This is a genomic window from Flexivirga sp., from assembly GCF_051955415.1.
Lineage (GTDB): Bacteria > Actinomycetota > Actinomycetes > Actinomycetales > Dermatophilaceae > Flexivirga.
The window spans coordinates 67,359-83,555 of sequence record NZ_JBQCGS010000029.1; the positions used below are offsets into that span (position 1 = coordinate 67,359).

The following is a 16,197-nucleotide window of genomic DNA, read 5'->3' on the forward strand; positions in this document are numbered from 1 at the left end:
CAGAGGAGCCAGCCAGCTCGTGTACGTCAAGAGCCTGACCCTGAAGGGCTTCAAGTCCTTCGCCTCGGCGACCTCGATGAAGCTCGAGCCGGGCATCACCTGCATCGTCGGGCCCAACGGTTCGGGCAAGTCCAACGTCGTCGACGCGCTCGCCTGGGTGATGGGGGAGCAGGGCGCCAAGAGCCTGCGCGGCGGCAAGATGGAGGACGTCATCTTCGCCGGCACCGCCGGCCGCGCGCCGCTGGGTCGCGCCGAGGTGACCCTGACGATCGACAACTCCGACGGTGCGCTGCCGATCGACTACACCGAGGTGACGATCAGCCGCACCATGTTCAAGGGCGGCGGCTCCGAATACGCCATCAACGGCACGTCCTGCCGGCTGCTCGACATCCAGGAATTGCTGTCCGACTCCGGCATCGGCCGCGAGATGCACGTCATCGTCGGGCAGGGACAGCTCGACGCGGTGCTGCGCGCCACCCCCGAGGAGCGGCGCGGCTTCATCGAGGAGGCGGCCGGCGTCCTCAAGCACCGCAAGCGCAAGGAGCGCGCACTGCGCAAGCTGGACGCAATGGAGGCCAACCTCGCCCGGGTCACCGACCTCACCACTGAGATCCGCCGCCAGCTCGGCCCGCTCGGCCGGCAGGCCGAGACCGCCCGTAGAGCCGCGACCATCCAGGCCGACGTCCGCGACGCCCGGTTGCGGCTCCTGGCCGACGACCTCGCGCAGCTGACCAGCAACCTCGAGCAGGAGGTCGCCGACGAGACCGCCCTGCTGGAGCGGCAGAAGTCCGTCGAGCGGTCGCTGGCCGCGGCGAAGGCGAGACTGGAGCAGCTCGAGCACGAGGCAGCCCAGATCGCGCCGGCGCTGACCAAGACGCAGGAGCAGTGGTTCGGGCTGTCCTCGCTCAAGGAACGCATCGAAGCGACGGCCTCCCTGGCTGCCGAACGGGTGCGCTTGTTGTCCGAGGACGACCAGCACGAGGAGTCCCGCTCGGGCCGCAGCCCCGAGCAGCTGCAGCAGCAGGCGGCCACGGTGCGCGACGAGCACGACGAGTTGCAGCAGCAGATCGCGCGGGCGAAGGTTGCGCTCGAGCAGGCCACTGAGCGGCGTGCCGACCTGGAGCAGGCGCACCAGGCCGAGCAGCAGCGGCTGACCAAACTGGCGCGGGCTGCCGCGGACCGCCGGGAGGGTCTGGCCAAGCTGGAGGGCCAGGTCGGTGCTCGCCGCAGCCGCACCGAGGCACGCGAGTCCGAACTCGGCAGGTTGACGGCGAGTATGGCGGAGGTCGTCGAGCGGTCCACGCGTGCCGAGAAGGAGTTCGCGGCGCTCGAAGCGACCATCGCACAGGACGAGGCCGGCGAGGAGGACCTCGACACCGCCTATGAGGAGGCGCAGGGCAAGCTCGACGCCGTCAAGGAGGCGTTCGAGGCCGCCCGCGAAGAGGAACGCACCGCCGAGCGTGAGCGCACCGGTCACCAGGCGCGGCTGGAGGCGCTCGAGCTGAGCCTGCGGCGCAAGGACGGTGCCGCCCATCTGCTCGGCGCCGAGGGAGCCAGCGAATTGCGCGGCTCGGTGTCCGAGCTGGTGTCGGTCGAGGACGGCCATGAAGCAGCGATCGCCGCGGCGCTGGGCTGGGCGGCAGACGCCGTGGTCGCCGATTCGTTCGACCAGGCCGCCGAGGCGGTGCAGACGTTGCGCACGGACGACGCCGGTCGAGCCGGGATGCTCTTCCGCGGTGCGACCGCGGAGAGCACCGACTCCTGGCCGCAGCTGCCGCCCGGTGCTCGGTGGGCACGCGAGGTCGTGGGCGCACCTGCCGACATACAACCAACCGTGGAAGCGTTGCTCGACCGGGTCGCGCTGGTGGACTCCGTCGACGTTGCGAAAACCGTTGCGACCCTTGGAGATCGGGTCATTGCCGTCACCGGCGATGGCGACGTGTATGCCGCGGGATTCGTCCGCGGCGGCTCGGCCGGAGCACCCAGCCTGCTGGAGATCCAGTCGGCAGTGGACGAGACCCGTGAGCACGTTCAGCAGGCGACCCACCGGCGGGAGAAGGCACAGTTCGCCGCCGAACAAGCGCGGGCGAAGGCCGTCGAGCTGAGCGCCGACGTCGACGCCGCCCTCGAGCGGCTCAACGAGTCCGATGCCCGGATGTCGGCCGTCGCGGAGCAGCTCAGTCAGCTCGGACAGGTGATGCGCGGCGCCAAGGCGGAGCGTGAGCGGCTGCAGTTGCAGCATGCCGAGGCCGAGAAGCAGCTGGCGGCCGGCCGTGAGGAGCTGGCCGATCTGGAGCAGCGACTGGCTGCCGCGTTGGAAGAGCCCTCGGAGGAGGAGCCGACCACCGACGAACGTGACCGGCTGGCGGCCGAGGCCGCCGCCGCCCGCAGCGCCGAGACGGAGCAGCGGTTGTCGTTGCGGACCCGGGAGGAGCGGGCGAAGTCGCTTGCCGATCGCGCCAAATCCCTTGAGTCCGCTGCGCGTTCGGAGATCGAGGCACGAGAGCGTGCGCGTGCCCGCCGGGAGCGTCGCGCTCGCGACGCGCGCGTCGCGGCCGCGGTGCAGACCGGCGCCGGGCACGCGGTCGGCGTCGTGGCGCAGCTGCTCGAGGTCGCGGCGGCGCGTCGTGCGGAGGCCGACCGGATCAAGGGCGAGCTGGACACGGCGCTGAAGGAGGAGCGGGCGCGGGTGACCGCGGTCGGGGACGAGCTGCGCGAGCTGACCGACACCGTGCACCGGGACGAGGTCGCGCGGGCGCAGCAACGGCTGCGGATCGAGACCCTGCAGACCAAGGCGGTCGAGGAGCACGGCATCGACCCGGAGGTGTTGGTCGAGGAGTTCGGTCCGCACCAGCTGATCCCGCACGTGCCGGGGCCCGACGACGACCCGGACGACCTGCCGGAGCCGATCGCGTTCGTGCGTGAGGTGCAGGAGAAGCGGTTGCGGTCCGCCGAGCGCAAGCTCAGCCAGCTCGGCCGGGTCAACCCGTTGGCGCTGGAGGAGTTCGCGGCGCTGGAGGAACGGCACAAGTTCCTCACCGAGCAGTTGGAGGACCTGAAGAAGTCCAAGGAGGACCTGCTCGACATCGTCGCCGAGGTCGACAAGCGGGTCGAGCAGGCGTTCAGCGAGGCGTTCGAGGACACGGCGCGGGAGTTCGAGGGCGTCTTCAGCCGGCTCTTCCCGGGCGGTGACGGGCGCATCACGCTGACCGATCCGAGCAACATGTTGACCACCGGCATCGAGGTCGAGGCCCGCCCGCCGGGCAAGAAGATCAAGCGGCTGTCGTTGCTGTCCGGTGGCGAGCGTTCACTGGTCGCGGTGGCGTTGCTGGTGGCGATCTTCAAGGCCCGCCCCAGCCCGTTCTACATCATGGACGAGGTCGAGGCAGCGCTCGACGACGCCAACCTGGGCCGCCTCATCACCCTCTTCGAGGAGTTGCGCGACTCCAGCCAGCTGATCGTGATCACCCACCAGAAACGCACCATGGAGGTCGCCGACGCGCTGTATGGCGTCAGCATGCGCGGCGACGGTGTGACGACGGTCGTGTCCCAGCGGATCAAGGACGTACTGCCCGGTGGCGGAGTGCAGGTGGAGACCACGCACAGCGTGACCGAAGGCAAGACGGTCGAGGATTCCGGCATACCGGCGTTGTCGTCGCTGAGCTGAGGCCCACCGTCCTCTTTCGCCGAGGGGACACGTAACGCACTGACAGGACACCAAAATCGGGCCGAATCGGCCCGATTTTCGTGTCCTGTCAGTGGTTTTGGTGTCCGGTCGGCAAGGAGGTGAGCGGTCTGGCGACGGCTGGAGCAACCCACCCGTCATACGAGGAGCAGGGCGATCGGACTCAGCCCAGGACGGCCATGGCGTCGATCTCGACGAGCAACTCGGGCTTGGCCAGCGCCAGCATCGTGGTGGTGCGACAGGGCAGGACGGCGTCCGGGCCGAGCCGGTCGCGCAGGAAGCTCTCGTACGCGGCATTCATCTCCGCGAAGTCCTTCGGGTCCGTCAGGTAGACGCGCACCGACACCACGTCCTCCCACGAGGCGCCACCCGCGGTGAGGATGGCGTCGAGGTTGGCGAAGGTCTGCTGGGTCTGCGCGGTCAGGCCTTCTGCGAGCTTGCCGGTGGCGGCATCGACCCCGGTCTGGCCGGAGACCTGGACGATGCCGTTCTTGACGACACCCTGGGAGTAGGGGGCCGCCGGGATCGGTGCCTTGTCGGTGGTGATCTGCTGCAGGGGCATTCTCAGTTCCTTTCGGTGGTGGTCCAGTCGGTTTCGATGGCAGCCGTGGCGCGGTGCAGCGCTGGGAGCAACGCGTGCACCTCGTCCCGGCTCAGGATGACGTCGGGCACGGAGATCGATGCTGCCGCGATGATCCGGCCCGCGCCGTCGCGGATCGGTGCGCCGATGCAGTTGATGAAGTCCTCGTGTTCGGCCGAGTCCTCCGACCAGCCCCGTGCGCGGACCTTGGCCAGCTCGGCGCGGTAGGCGTCCGGCGTGGTGATGGTCCGGGCGGTGAAGGCGTGGAAGTCGGTGGCCGCCAGAGCATGTGCGAGTTGACGCTCCGGCAGCTCGCTGGCGAGCACCTTGCCGACGGCGGTGGCATGCAGTGCCGCGACCAGGCCGACCCGCGAATACATCCGCACCGAGCTGGTGCTCTCCACCTTGGCGATGTAGATCGCCTTGGTGTCCTCGTATGCCGCGAGATGAATCGCCTGCCCGCCGGTTTCGCGACCGAGCCGCTCCAGATGCGGTAGCGCGATGTCCCGGATCGCGTGTTGTGCCAAGGAACTCGAGCCGAGCTCGAACAGTCGCGACCCGAGGAAGAACCGGTGATTGGCGTCGCGGCGGACGAAGCGATCCTCCTCCAGCGTGCGCAGGAGCCGCAGCACGGTGGTCTTGTGCACGCCGAGCGAGTCGGCCAGTTCGTCCAGCGACCGTCCGCCGCCGGCGAGTTCGCTGAGCAGTTGCAGTGCACGCGCGAGGCTCTGGCTCATGTCCGCTCCTGGACGATCTGCAGTGCGGGAGAGCAGATGCCCTGCGCGCTCACCGACGTCGCGCTCCAGTCAGGGTCGCTCGCGGTCGCCAGCGTGTGGCGTATGGCGGGGCCGGGCAGCTCCGTGGCGTGGTCGCCGGGCACGGCGAGCACGCACGCCGCGCTGAGGTGTCCCAGGCGGAGCCGCTGCGTGGCGTCATACCCCGACAGCAGGCCGGCCAGATAGCCGGCGGCGAACCCGTCGCCGGCGCCGACCGGCTCGACGACCTCGACCCGCAGCGCGGGGACGGCAGTGCTGGTGCCGTCCGGGTCGAGCTCGGTGGCCACGTGCGCGTCGGACTTGATGACGATCCGTGCTCGTGGGCCCAGCAGTTCGCGCACCGCCGTGGGCGAGCTGACACCGAGCGCCGCTTCGGCCTCGTCGGCGCCGAGCAGCACGATGTCGGCGGCACGCAGCAGCGTCAGCAGGTTGTCCGATGCCCGGCCTCGCCACAGCGCCGGCCGCCAGTTGAGGTCGACGCTGAGGGCGAAGCCGTCGGTGTTCCGCGCGGTGATCAGCCGGCCGAGCAAGTCGCTGTCGGAACCCAGGATGCCCGCGGTGATCCCGGAGGTGTGCACGATGTCGCAGCCGCGGAGCGCCTCGGCCACCATCGGGTCGCCGAGCAGTCGAGCATCCATGGTCGCGGCCGCAGAACCGTTGCGGTAGTAGTACATCCGGCTTCCGGCGGCATCGGCGTCCTTCAGATAGACGCCGGTCGGCCGTGCGTCGTCGCGTTCGGCCAGGACGGTGACCCCGCGTGCCCGCAGGTCACCTTCGACGACGTCGCCGAACGGATCACGTCCCAGCCGGGAGACCCAACTCACCGGTATGCCGAGGGCGGCCAGTGCGCCCGCGACATTCGCCTCGGCGCCGCCGACCGAGCGGTGCAACAGGGTCGACCCCACGAGACCACCGGACAGGTGCGGACGCAGGACGACCATCGCCTCACCGAGGCACAGCACCCGCGCCGATGCGTTCGTCGTCACCGTGCAGCACCTTCCCCCGGGGCATCCTGGAGCTCTTGACGTTGTCTCGGCGGCGATGCTACACAAGGACAACACATCACGCAATGTTCGTTGCGTAATACGCAACGACGAGAGGTAGGGCATGGATCGCGCGGCATGGGAGAGGCTCTCGGGAGAGCGCGTCGACTGGCAGCACAAGGGAATGTCACCGGACTTCTGGGGCCTCACCGTCGCCGAGCTGCGCGCGCGGCGGCCGCGGCTGTCCGAGTTTCCGACCCCGCTGCTGACGCTGTCGCGGCCCGCACTCGATCACAACATAGCTGCGCTCGCATCCTGGTGTGCCGACAGGGGATTCGACCTCGCGCCGCACGGCAAGACGACGATGGCGCCCGCGCTGTGGCAACAACAGCTGGACGCCGGTGCGTGGGCCATCACCGTCGCCAACCTGCCGCAGCTCGCGGTGGCCAGGGCCTTCGGCATGCCGCGGGTGATGGTCGCCAATGCGGTGATCTCACCGTTGTCGCTGCGGTGGATCGTCGACGAGCTCGCAGCGCATACGCAGGACGAGATCTACGTATGGGCCGACGCGGTGCGGACCGTCCAGCTCATGCACGAGGCCCTCGAGGCGCATGCCGCCGATGCCGGTCCCCGACCGCCGTTGCGCGTGCTCGTCGAACGCGGCGGCACCGGTGGCCGCACCGGAGCTCGGGATCTGCGGACCGCTCTGGAAACCGCTGCAGCGGTGGCAGATTCGCCATACCTGCTGTTGGCCGGGGTCGCCGGATACGAGGGCGCGCTCGCGCACACCGCCGACGACCAGGCGCTCGAGGTGGTGGCGTCCTACTTGCGGGATCTGGCGCAGGTGCACCAGGACCTGCTCGACGGCGGTCGCTACCCGGAGGGCATCACACCGGTCATCACCGCCGGTGGCAGCGCCTACTTCGATGTGGTCGATGAGGTGCTGCGCCCGTTCGCCGACGCCGGCGCCCGGGTGGTGCTGCGCAGCGGTGCGTATGTCGTGCACGACGACGGCTTCTACCGTGGGATCTCGCCGCTCGGCCAGCACCCGCGTACCGCCGGCCCGACCGTGCGTGCCGCGATGCACGGATGGGTGCGCGTCAGTTCCCAGCCCGAACCCGGTCTGGCGATCTTCGATGGGGGCAAACGCGATCTGCCCTTCGACGAAGGGCTGCCGGAGGTGCAGTTGCTGCGCCCCCGGACCGCGGGCGACCAGGTCACCCAGCTGGACGGGATCGAGGTGACCGCCCTCAACGACCAGCACGGCTTCCTGCGCTTCGACGCCGACGCTGCTGCGCCGGTGCGCATCGGCGACGAGCTCCGGCTCGGGCTGTCCCACCCGTGCACGGCACTGGACAAGTGGGTTCTCGTGCCGGTCATCGACGACGCCGACGCGGAGGACCCGGTGGTCGTCGATCTGCTGCGCACCTGGTTCTGAGAACCATTGTCATGACTGCGGATTGGCTGTTCCGGGGCGCCCGCGTGATCGACGGGTCCGGCGAGCGGGCGTACGACGCCGACGTCACCGTCGAACACGGCGTGATCACCGGCATTCACCGGGACGGGCACGCAGCCGGTGCGGCACGCCGTGTCGTGGCCGCCGGTGGCCGCGTGCTCGCGCCCGGCTTCATCGACATGCACGCCCACTCCGACGTCCAACTGCTCGCCACGCCCGACCACACCGCCAAGGTCAGTCAGGGCGTGACCCTGGAGGTCCTCGGCCAGGACGGCCTGTCCTTCGCGCCGATCGACGACACGACGCGCGACGTCCTGCGCTGGCAGATCGCCGGCTGGAACGGTGACCCGGCCGGCTTCGACTACGACTGGGCCACCGTGGGGGAGTACCTGGACCGCCTGGACCGCGGCATCGCCTGCAACGCCGCCTATCTGGTGCCCCAGGGGACCCTGCGCCTGATGGTGGTGGGGCCGGACGACGTGCGGGCGACGCCGGAGCAGGTGCGCCGGATGAAGGAGCTGCTCGCGTCCGGCCTGGACGAGGGCGCGGTCGGCATGAGCAGCGGATTGACTTATCCACCAGGCATGTTCGCCGATGACGCAGAGCTGGTGGAGCTACTCGGCGTGGTCGCGGACAGGGGTGGCTATTACAGTCCGCATCACCGCTCCTACGGCGCCGGCGCACTCGCGGCGTATGCCGAGATGATCGAGGTATGCCGCGCGGCCGGCTGTGCGTTGCACCTGACGCACGCGACGATGAACTTCGAGCCCAACAAGGGTCGTGCCGGTGACCTGCTGCGGCTGATCGACCACGCACTCGACGACGGCGTCGACATCACGCTGGACTCCTACCCCTACCTGCCCGGTTCGACGACATTGAGCGCGATCCTGCCCAGCTGGGCGACGACCGGTGGCCCGGCGGCGTTGCTGCGCAGCCTGGGCGACCCGGCCGTCCGGGCCAGGATCGGCCACGAGATCGAGCAGGTCGGCACCGACGGCTGCCACGGGTGCGTCACCGACTGGCGGACCATCCAGATCAGCGGTGTCGGCGACCCCTCGCTCGGTGACACCGTGGGGCACACGATCGCCGAGATCGCCGCGGCATCAGGCCGATCCGCCACGGATGTCTTCTTCGATCTGCTCGTCCGGGACCGCCTGGCGACCACGATCCTGCAGCACGTGGGCCACGAGGAGAACGTGCAGACGCTCATGCGGCACCGCACGCACTGCGGCGGTTCCGACGCGATCCTCGTCGGCGATCGCCCGCACCCGCGGGCGTGGGGCACCTTCCCGCGCTACCTCGCGCACTACGTCCGGGAGCTCGGCGTGCTCGATCTGGTCGGTTGCATCCATCACTTCACCGGGCGCCCCGCATCCCGGCTGCGGCTGGACCGGCGCGGTCTGGTGCGTGAGGGGTATGCCGCGGACCTGGTGCTCCTCGACCCGGACGTGATCCAGGACACGGCGACGTTCGAGCAGCCCCGCCAGCAGGCCACCGGCATCGACTGGGTGCTGGTCAACGGCGTGGCCGTCATGGAGTCCGGGCAGCGGACCGATCAACTTCCAGGGCGCGCACTGCGCCGGACCGACGAAGGGACACGAGCACTGTGAGTGACAACGCGGCAGGAGTGCTGGAGGCGCTGGCACGAGATCGGGTCCTGTCGATCGTGCGGGCGCCGCGCATCGACGATGTCGTCGCGCTGGCCGAGGCGCTGTCGGCCGGCGGCATCCGGGTCCTCGAGCTGACCTTCACCACGCCCGGACTGACCGACCTGCTGCGGGGCGCCGCGGCGGCCGCTGCACGCACCGGCGCCTTCGTCGGCGCCGGGACGGTGACCAGTGCCGACCATGCGCGGGCGGCCCTGGAAGCGGGCGCCCGGTTCGTCGTCACACCCGGGCTCGGTCGGGACGCCGGTGACATCGTCCAGGTCGCCCACCGAGCCGGTGCCGCCGCGGTGCTGGGGGCGCTGACCCCCAGCGAGGTGATGACCGCGGTTGCGCTCGGTGCCGACGTCGTCAAGATCTTCCCGGCGCGGGCGGTCGGCCCGACATACCTCTCGGATCTGCACGGTCCGTTCCCCGACGTGCCGCTGGTCCCGTCCGGCGGCATCAACGCGGGCAATGCCCTCGCCTTCCTCGACGCGGGCGCGCTGGCGGTGACCGCAGGCACGTCGGTGGTCGCACCGGCCGATGTCGAGCATGCCCGCTGGGCCGAAGTCACGCGCAACGCCGCTGCGTTCTGCGCAGCACTCGACCCGGCGCACAACCCCTCATAAGCGGAGAGATTCATGACAACAGCGCTCCATCCGGTGTCCCTGGCCGCGGCCGACGACACCATCAAGAAGATCCACGAGCCCTGGGCCGGTCACGACACCCAGGCCCTGATCGTCACGGTGATCGGCATCGCGATCATCGTGGCGCTCATCATCAAGATGAAGATGCACGGCTTCCTCGCCCTCACCATCGGCTGCCTGGTGGTCGGCATCGGCTCCGGCATCAGCCTGGAGAACGTCGCCGGCTCGTTCGAGACCGGCGTCGGGGCGGTCCTGGGCAACGTCGGCGTGCTCATCGTGCTGGGTGCCATGCTCGGCAAGCTGCTCGCCGATTCCGGCGGGGCCGACGAGATCGTCGACAAGATCCTCACCGGCGGCAATGGTGCCCTGCCCTGGCGGATGGCCCTCATCGCGTTCATCATCGGCATCCCGATGTTCTTCGAGATCGGGCTCGTGCTGTTGATCCCCGTGGTGATGCTGGCGATCAAACGCTCCAAGAAGCCGGCGATGACCCTCGCCATACCGGCGCTCGCGGGCCTGTCGGTATTGCACGGCTTCATCCCGCCGCACCCGGGTCCGCTCGCCGCGATCGCCAACCTGCACGGTGACGTCGGCACCACCCTGGCGATCGGCCTGCTGATCGCCATACCGACGGTGATCATCGCCGGACCGCTCTTCGCGATCCTCGCCGCCCGCATGGTGCCGATCGGCGCGGCCGGCGCCGGCGGCAACCTGGTGGGCAGCACCGGCGTCGACCCGACCCAGGACAGTGTCGAGGCGGCGCCGGCCGACGGCGCGCAGCGGGCGACCCGTCGGCCGACGTTCGGCTGGACGATCGCGACCATCCTCTTCCCGGTCGTGCTCATGCTGATCCGCGCGGCCGCCGACGTCTGGATGGACCCGAGCAACGGGATCTATCCGTTCCTGCAGTTCATCGGCGAGCCGGTCGTCGCGTTGCTGCTCGCCGTGCTGATGGCGATGGTGACCTTCGGGACCACGGTCGGCTTCTCCCTCGACACGCTCACCGAGAAGATGAGCGACAGCCTCAAGCCGATCGTCAGCGCCACGTTCATCGTCGGCGCCGGGGGCGGTTTCAAGCAGGTGCTGCTCGACGGCGGCACCGGCATCGCCATCGGCAAGATCGCCGTCGCGGCCAGTCTGTCCGCGCTGGTGCTCGGCTGGATGATCGCGGTGCTGATCCGCGTGGCCACCGGTTCGGCCACCGTCGCCACCGTGACGGCCTCCGGCATCGTCGCGCCGCTCGCGGTCGGCCTGTCCTCGACCCATCTGGCGCTCGTGGTGCTCGCGGTCGGCGCCGGCTCACTGTTCTTCTCCCACGTCAACGACGCGGGCTTCTGGCTGGTCAAGGAGTACTTCGGTATGACGATCGTGCAGACCCTGAAGACGTGGTCGGTGATGGAGACGATCATCTCGGTGGTCGGCCTGGGGCTGACCTCACTGCTCTGGGTGATCATCTAGCGCCCCGGTCGTCATACACGATCCGTCGCGGCATACCGAGCGGACACGATCTGCATCGAGCGGACACGAAAAACCGGCTGAAACACGGTCATTTTCCTGTCCGCTCGGTGCGTTTGTTGTCCGCTCGGTGCTGGGGGGCATCGGGTATGACGAAGAGGTATGGCGCAGGGAATAGCGCAGGCGGTGTCCCCGTTGACATGACCAGTTAGTTAAAATTTGAGGTACTTCGCGAGAAGCATCCAGACAGCAGGGAGTGAGCCACATGCAGTTCGGCGTCTTCACCATCGGTGACGTCACGGAGGACCCGACGACCGGCCGCACGCCGACCGAGGCCGAGCGCGTGCAGTCGATGGTCGCCATCGCCACGAAGGCGGAGGAGGTGGGGCTGGACGTCTTCGCCACCGGTGAGCACCACAACCCGCCGTTCGCCGCGCCGGCCAACCCGCCGATCCTGTTGAGCCACATCGCGGCGCAGACCGAGAACCTCCAACTGTCCACCGCCACCACGCTGATCACCACCAACGACCCGGTGCGCCTGGCGGAGGACTACGCCTACCTGCAGCACCTCTCGGGCGGTCGCACCGACCTGATGCTCGGCCGCGGCAACACCGGCCCGGTCTACCCGTGGTTCGGCAAGGACATCCGCAAGGGTATCCCGCTCGCCGTCGAGAACTACCACCTGCTGCGCCGCCTGTGGCGGGAGAAGTCGGTGGACTGGGAGGGCGAGTTCCGCACACCGCTGCACGGCTACACGCTCGCGCCGGCGCCGCTGGACGGCGTGCCGCCGTTCGTGTGGCACGGCTCGATCCGCAGCCCCGAGATCGCCGAGCAGGCCGCGTTCTACGGTGACGGGTTCTTCCACAACAACATCTTCTGGAACAAGGAGCACACCCAGGCAATGGTGCGGCTCTACCGGCAGCGTTTCGAGCACTACGGGCACGGCGCCGCCGAGCAGGCCATCGTCGGCCTGGGCGGGCAAATCTTCATGGCGGAGACCGAGGCGGAGGCCAAGCGGATCTTCCGGCCCTACTTCGACAACGCACCGGTCTACGGGCACGGCCCGTCGCTGGAGAGCTTCACCCGCGACACCCCGCTGACCGTCGGCACGCCCGAGCAGGTCATCGAGCGCACGCTGGGCTTCGCCGACTACGTCGGTGACTACCAGCGTCAACTGTTCCTGGTCGACCACGCCGGCCTGCCGTTGGACGTGGTGCTGGAGCAGATCGACATCCTGGGCAAGCAGGTCGTGCCGGTGCTGCGGCGCGAGTTCGAGGCGCGGCGTCCGTCGCACGTGCCCAGCAACCCGCCCACGCACGCGTCGCTCGTGGCCGAAGGTCCCGACTCGCCGCACCGCAAGGTGATCAGCGCCACCGCCGGTCTGGAGCAGGAGGCTGCGGTATGACGCGCCGTGTGGTCGTGCTGACCGCCGGGCTGAGCCAGCCCAGCAGCACCCGGTTGCTGGCCGACCAGATCTCCGGGGCGGTCGCCGCCGAGGTGAGCGCACGCGGCGAGGCGGTCGACCTGCGGACCTACGAATTGCGTGAATACGCAGTGGATCTGGCCACCATGATGGCGACAGCGGGTATGCCGACGGCGCGCCTGGACGAGTTGCGGCGTGCGGTCTCCGCGGCCGACGGGCTGGTCGTGGTGACACCGGTGTTCGCGGCCAGCTACAGCGGCGTGTTCAAGATGTTCTTCGACGCGCTGGACGCCGACGCGCTCAACGGTATGCCGGTGATCATCGCCGCCACGGCCGGCACGCCCCGGCACTCGCTGGTGCTGGACCACGCGCTGCGTCCGCTGCTCAGTCACCTGCGCGCCGTCGTGATGCCGACGGGTGTCTTCGCCGCCACCGAGGACTTCGGTGGCGGTGCGGCCGGCCGTGACCTGGCCACTCGCGCCGGTCGCGCGGCGGCCGAGCTCGCCGCGCACGTGGTCTCCAGCGGCGGTGACGCCGTCGCCGGGTTCACCCCGACGACCGCCGGCCGCGACTCCGGGGTCGACGTACCCGCCGAGGTGACGCCGTTCCTGAAGCTGCTCGGTGGCCATTCGGGCTGACCGCCCCGGGCGGGCGGTGACCTAACCTGGGGGAGTGACCACCAGCGAACTGCACCGGGCGCCGGCGGCGGACGACGTGCCACTCGAGCGACGGATCCGTGGACCGCTGCTGGCGGCGGTCGGCGGCGCCGGTGCGATGACGCTGCTGCACTTCTACGACCCGCACCGGTCCGGGTCCTACGGTTTCTGTCCGTTCCTGTCGCTCACCGGTGCCCCGTGCCCGTTGTGCGGCGGTTTGCGTGCGATGAACGACCTGACCCGCGGGCGGGTCGGTGACGCGCTCACCAGCAACGCGGCGGCAGTCTTCATCCTGGTCGTCGGCACTGCGCTGATCGTCCGCTGGCTGATGCGGCGGGCGCGCGGGGATGCCGCCGCGGTGCTGCTCACGACACCGAAGGTCCCGACCGCGATCTTCGCGACCGTCATGATCGCCTTCACCGTCTTCCGCTGGACGCCCTGGGGGCACTGGCTCTACCAGGCCTGACGGCATCCGGCTGCGACCATCGCAAAAGGGGCCGGTCACCGAGACGGTGACCGGCCCCTTCCGCGGGTATGGCGTCAGCCCGCGAGGCGGACGATGGCCGCGATGACCGTCCAGACGGTGCCGATGATGCCGCAGATGAAGCCGGCCTGGACCTTGCCGCGACCGGTCAGCATGCCGCCGGAGGAGTCGATCTGCTGCATGGCCTGACGGCCCATGATGATCGCCGGAATGCCCGTGAACAGACCACAGCAGACCAGGCTCAGGATGCCCAGCACCAGGATCAGCGTCGACTTGTCGTGCTCCTGCTGCATCGGCGCACCGTAGGGGCCGCCCTGCTGCGGGGCGCCGTACTGCGGGGAACCGTAGGGTGCGGCGCCGTACTGCGGCGTGCCCTGAGGTGCGCCGTACTGGGGATCCCCCTGGGGTGCGCCGTACTGCGGGCCACCCTGGGGTGCGCCGTACTGGGGATCACCCTGCGGTGCGCCGTACTGCGGATATCCCGAGCCGTCGCCGGAGCCCTCCTTGGGCTGCTCGCCGTAGCCGCCGGGCTGGTTGGGGTCGTTCGGATAGTTGGTCAACGGGATGATCCTTCTGGTCGGGGTGCGTCCGGACGAGGGTAACGAAGGGCGCAGGGTGGCGCACCTTCCTCGACGACTCGGGCGGCAAGTCGGCGAATCGCCGCGCCATACCAAGGGTTTTGCTTTGGAAATCACAGCTTCGGACGCGACAATCGAGCCATGGTGTGGTTGATCCTGGCGCTCGTTGTCGGTGTTGCGCTCGCAGGGACGGTGATCGGCCTGGTCGCCGTGCCCGCTCGACGCGAGGGCCGTGAACTCCTGACCGAGCGGGCCGATGGCATGGTCAGCTCGGTGACCGAGCGGCGACGGGGGAAGGTGGAGGCCGACACCGGCGCGGAGTCCGACTCCGGCCACTCGGCGGAGTGACACGCCGGGCGATCCGCGCCGGCGGCGCGATCGCCGCACCCGGGGGGTGACACCGCGCCCGGACCGCTGAGCGATTTGGGATGATGTCCGGCGTGGACCAGCTCTGGGAAATCCTTGTCATCATCACGGTCGTCGTCCTCGCCGGTCTCGGCCTGCTCGTCGGCTATCTGCGCGGTGGCGGTAAGAAGTCGGCGCCGCCGGTAGCCCCGCCGCCCGCGCGGGAGGCGAAGACCCGCGGCGCCAATACCTACAAGCCGAGCAGCACGGCGACGATCGACACCGGGAAGGGCGGAGCGCCCCAGCCGCCCGCACCGCAGCAGGAGGAACCACCGGCTGCCGAGACCGCAACGCCGGCCGACCAAGCGCCGACCGAGGCGGACCTCGCCGCCGCCGAACCGGCGTTGGCCGAAGCTCCGGCCGAGCCGGGGATCGAACGCCCCGAGTCGGCGCGCGGTCGTATGACGCGACTGCGTTCGCGGCTGGCCGGCTCCAACAATGCGCTCGGCAAGGGCCTGCTCTCCGCGCTCTCGGGCGACCGCTTGGACGACGCGGTCTGGGAAGAGGTCGAGGACACCCTGCTCGGCGCCGACCTCGGCGTCGCGGCCACCACCGAGATCGTCGACGGGCTGAAACGTCGAGTGCAGGTTGAGGGTGCGCCCAGCAGCGAACAACTCGAGCGCTGGCTGCACGAAGAGCTGCTGGCGCAGGTCGGTCCGGACATGGACCGCCGCATTGCCGGCACCCGGGTCGGCGACCGCCCGGCCGTCATCATGGTCGTCGGCGTCAACGGCACCGGCAAGACCACCACCGTCGGCAAGCTGGCCCGCGTGCTGGTGGCCGAGGACAAGGACGTCATCCTGGGCGCGGCGGACACCTTCCGCGCCGCCGCGGCGGATCAGCTGGAGACCTGGGGCGCCCGCGTCGGTGTGCCGACGGTGCGCTCCGACAAGGAGGGCGCCGACCCGGCGGCCGTGGCGTTCGACGCGGTGAAGGCGGGCGCCGAGGGCGAGGTCGACGTCGTGCTCATCGACACCGCCGGGCGGCTGCACAACAAGGTCGGCCTGATGGACGAGCTGGCCAAGGTCAAGCGGGTCATCGAGAAGCAGAGCCCGATCGACGAGTGCCTGCTGGTGCTGGATGCGACCACCGGTCAGAACGGCATGCGCCAGGCGGAGATCTTCGCGCAGGCCGTCGACGTCACCGGCGTCGTGCTCACCAAGCTGGACGGCACCGCCAAGGGCGGCATCGTGGTGCTGGTGCAGCGTGAGCTCGGTGTCCCGGTGAAGCTGGTGGGCCTGGGCGAAGGCGCCGACGACCTGGCGCCCTTCGACCCCGAGGCCTTCGTCAACGCCGTCCTGGACTGAGTCTTCTGATTTCGCTCCGCGCGAGAAGGGTCGGGACGCACACGAACAAGTTCGTGGTGTGTGCCGACCCGTCTCAGTCGTCGCTCCCACGCCTGGGGGCGCGGTCGTCCGGCACC

Annotated in this window: 14 protein-coding genes; 10 read left to right on the forward strand and 4 right to left on the reverse strand. The window is 69.8% G+C overall.

Annotation, left to right across the window (positions count from 1 at the left end):
- Window positions 1–19 precede the first annotated feature (19 nt).
- The gene (smc, locus tag ACTHL4_RS04995) at window positions 20–3,667 is read left to right on the forward strand and encodes a chromosome segregation protein SMC (RefSeq protein WP_440281635.1); all 3,648 of its coding nucleotides are present in this window, start codon (window positions 20–22) and stop codon (window positions 3,665–3,667) included.
- Window positions 3,668–3,848: 181 nt separating this feature from the next.
- Here the strand turns inward: smc and ACTHL4_RS05000 are convergent, their stop codons facing one another.
- The 3 genes from ACTHL4_RS05000 to ACTHL4_RS05010 are packed head-to-tail and all read right to left on the reverse strand — an operon-like array spanning window position 3,849 to window position 6,027.
- Complete coding sequence (locus ACTHL4_RS05000) at window positions 3,849–4,247, reverse strand: RidA family protein (protein WP_440281636.1); 399 nt, start codon at window positions 4,245–4,247, stop codon at window positions 3,849–3,851.
- Between the two features lie 2 nt (window positions 4,248–4,249).
- Window positions 4,250–5,002, reverse strand: coding sequence for an IclR family transcriptional regulator (locus ACTHL4_RS05005; RefSeq protein WP_440281637.1), 753 nt, complete (start codon window positions 5,000–5,002; stop codon window positions 4,250–4,252).
- On the reverse strand, window positions 4,999–6,027 hold the full coding sequence (locus ACTHL4_RS05010; protein WP_440281638.1) for a sugar kinase: 1,029 nt from the start codon (window positions 6,025–6,027) through the stop codon (window positions 4,999–5,001). Before ACTHL4_RS05010 ends, ACTHL4_RS05005 begins: the two co-directional genes overlap by 4 nt.
- Before the next feature lie 121 nt (window positions 6,028–6,148).
- On the opposite strand from ACTHL4_RS05010, the gene ACTHL4_RS05015 reads away from it, so the two are divergent.
- From ACTHL4_RS05015 to ACTHL4_RS05045, 7 genes are all read left to right on the forward strand, one after another.
- Entirely contained in the window at window positions 6,149–7,462 is a 1,314-nt protein-coding gene (locus ACTHL4_RS05015; protein ID WP_440281639.1) for an amino acid deaminase, read from the forward strand.
- Window positions 7,463–7,473: 11 nt separating this feature from the next.
- On the forward strand, window positions 7,474–9,090 hold the full coding sequence (locus ACTHL4_RS05020; RefSeq protein ID WP_440281640.1) for an N-acyl-D-amino-acid deacylase family protein: 1,617 nt from the start codon (window positions 7,474–7,476) through the stop codon (window positions 9,088–9,090).
- A complete protein-coding gene (locus tag ACTHL4_RS05025; protein ID WP_440281641.1) occupies window positions 9,087–9,755 on the forward strand; it encodes a bifunctional 4-hydroxy-2-oxoglutarate aldolase/2-dehydro-3-deoxy-phosphogluconate aldolase in 669 nt (222 codons plus the stop codon). Before ACTHL4_RS05020 ends, ACTHL4_RS05025 begins: the two co-directional genes overlap by 4 nt.
- Window positions 9,756–9,767: 12 nt before the next feature.
- Window positions 9,768–11,231, forward strand: a complete 1,464-nt coding sequence (locus ACTHL4_RS05030) for a GntT/GntP/DsdX family permease (RefSeq protein ID WP_440281642.1) — start codon at window positions 9,768–9,770, stop codon at window positions 11,229–11,231.
- A 262-nt stretch (window positions 11,232–11,493) separates the two neighbouring features.
- The gene (locus ACTHL4_RS05035) at window positions 11,494–12,633 is read left to right on the forward strand and encodes an LLM class flavin-dependent oxidoreductase (RefSeq protein WP_440281649.1); all 1,140 of its coding nucleotides are present in this window, start codon (window positions 11,494–11,496) and stop codon (window positions 12,631–12,633) included.
- Window positions 12,630–13,289, forward strand: coding sequence for a CE1759 family FMN reductase (locus tag ACTHL4_RS05040; protein ID WP_440281643.1), 660 nt, complete (start codon window positions 12,630–12,632; stop codon window positions 13,287–13,289). Before ACTHL4_RS05035 ends, ACTHL4_RS05040 begins: the two co-directional genes overlap by 4 nt.
- Window positions 13,290–13,323: 34 nt before the next feature.
- Entirely contained in the window at window positions 13,324–13,773 is a 450-nt protein-coding gene (locus tag ACTHL4_RS05045; protein WP_440281644.1) for a DUF2752 domain-containing protein, read from the forward strand.
- A gap of 74 nt (window positions 13,774–13,847) precedes the next feature.
- Here ACTHL4_RS05045 and ACTHL4_RS05050 read toward each other — a convergent pair whose 3' ends face one another.
- Window positions 13,848–14,351, reverse strand: coding sequence for a DUF4190 domain-containing protein (locus tag ACTHL4_RS05050; protein WP_440281645.1), 504 nt, complete (start codon window positions 14,349–14,351; stop codon window positions 13,848–13,850).
- 159 nt (window positions 14,352–14,510) lie between these two features.
- Here ACTHL4_RS05050 and ACTHL4_RS05055 point away from each other — a divergent pair, with 159 nt between their 5' ends.
- Both ACTHL4_RS05055 and ftsY read left to right on the forward strand, forming a co-directional pair.
- Window positions 14,511–14,717, forward strand: a complete 207-nt coding sequence (locus ACTHL4_RS05055; protein WP_440281646.1) for a hypothetical protein — start codon at window positions 14,511–14,513, stop codon at window positions 14,715–14,717.
- 83 nt (window positions 14,718–14,800) lie between these two features.
- A complete protein-coding gene (gene ftsY, locus ACTHL4_RS05060) occupies window positions 14,801–16,081 on the forward strand; it encodes a signal recognition particle-docking protein FtsY (RefSeq protein WP_440281650.1) in 1,281 nt (426 codons plus the stop codon).
- Window positions 16,082–16,197 lie beyond the last annotated feature (116 nt).

Bases quoted from the DNA above. Each gene is read 5' to 3' on its own strand.
- ACTHL4_RS05000 (WP_440281636.1), bottom strand. From the start codon at position 4,247: ATGCCCCTGCAGCAGATCACCACCGACAAGGCACCGATCCCGGCGGCC.
- ACTHL4_RS05005 (WP_440281637.1), bottom strand. From the start codon at position 5,002: ATGAGCCAGAGCCTCGCGCGTGCACTGCAACTGCTCAGCGAACTCGCC.
- ACTHL4_RS05015 (WP_440281639.1), top strand. From the start codon at position 6,149: ATGGATCGCGCGGCATGGGAGAGGCTCTCGGGAGAGCGCGTCGACTGG.
- ACTHL4_RS05020 (WP_440281640.1), top strand. From the start codon at position 7,474: ATGACTGCGGATTGGCTGTTCCGGGGCGCCCGCGTGATCGACGGGTCC.
- ACTHL4_RS05030 (WP_440281642.1), top strand. From the start codon at position 9,768: ATGACAACAGCGCTCCATCCGGTGTCCCTGGCCGCGGCCGACGACACC.
- ACTHL4_RS05035 (WP_440281649.1), top strand. From the start codon at position 11,494: ATGCAGTTCGGCGTCTTCACCATCGGTGACGTCACGGAGGACCCGACG.
- ACTHL4_RS05040 (WP_440281643.1), top strand. From the start codon at position 12,630: ATGACGCGCCGTGTGGTCGTGCTGACCGCCGGGCTGAGCCAGCCCAGC.
- ACTHL4_RS05055 (WP_440281646.1), top strand. From the start codon at position 14,511: ATGGTGTGGTTGATCCTGGCGCTCGTTGTCGGTGTTGCGCTCGCAGGG.
- ftsY (WP_440281650.1), top strand. From the start codon at position 14,801: ATGTCCGGCGTGGACCAGCTCTGGGAAATCCTTGTCATCATCACGGTC.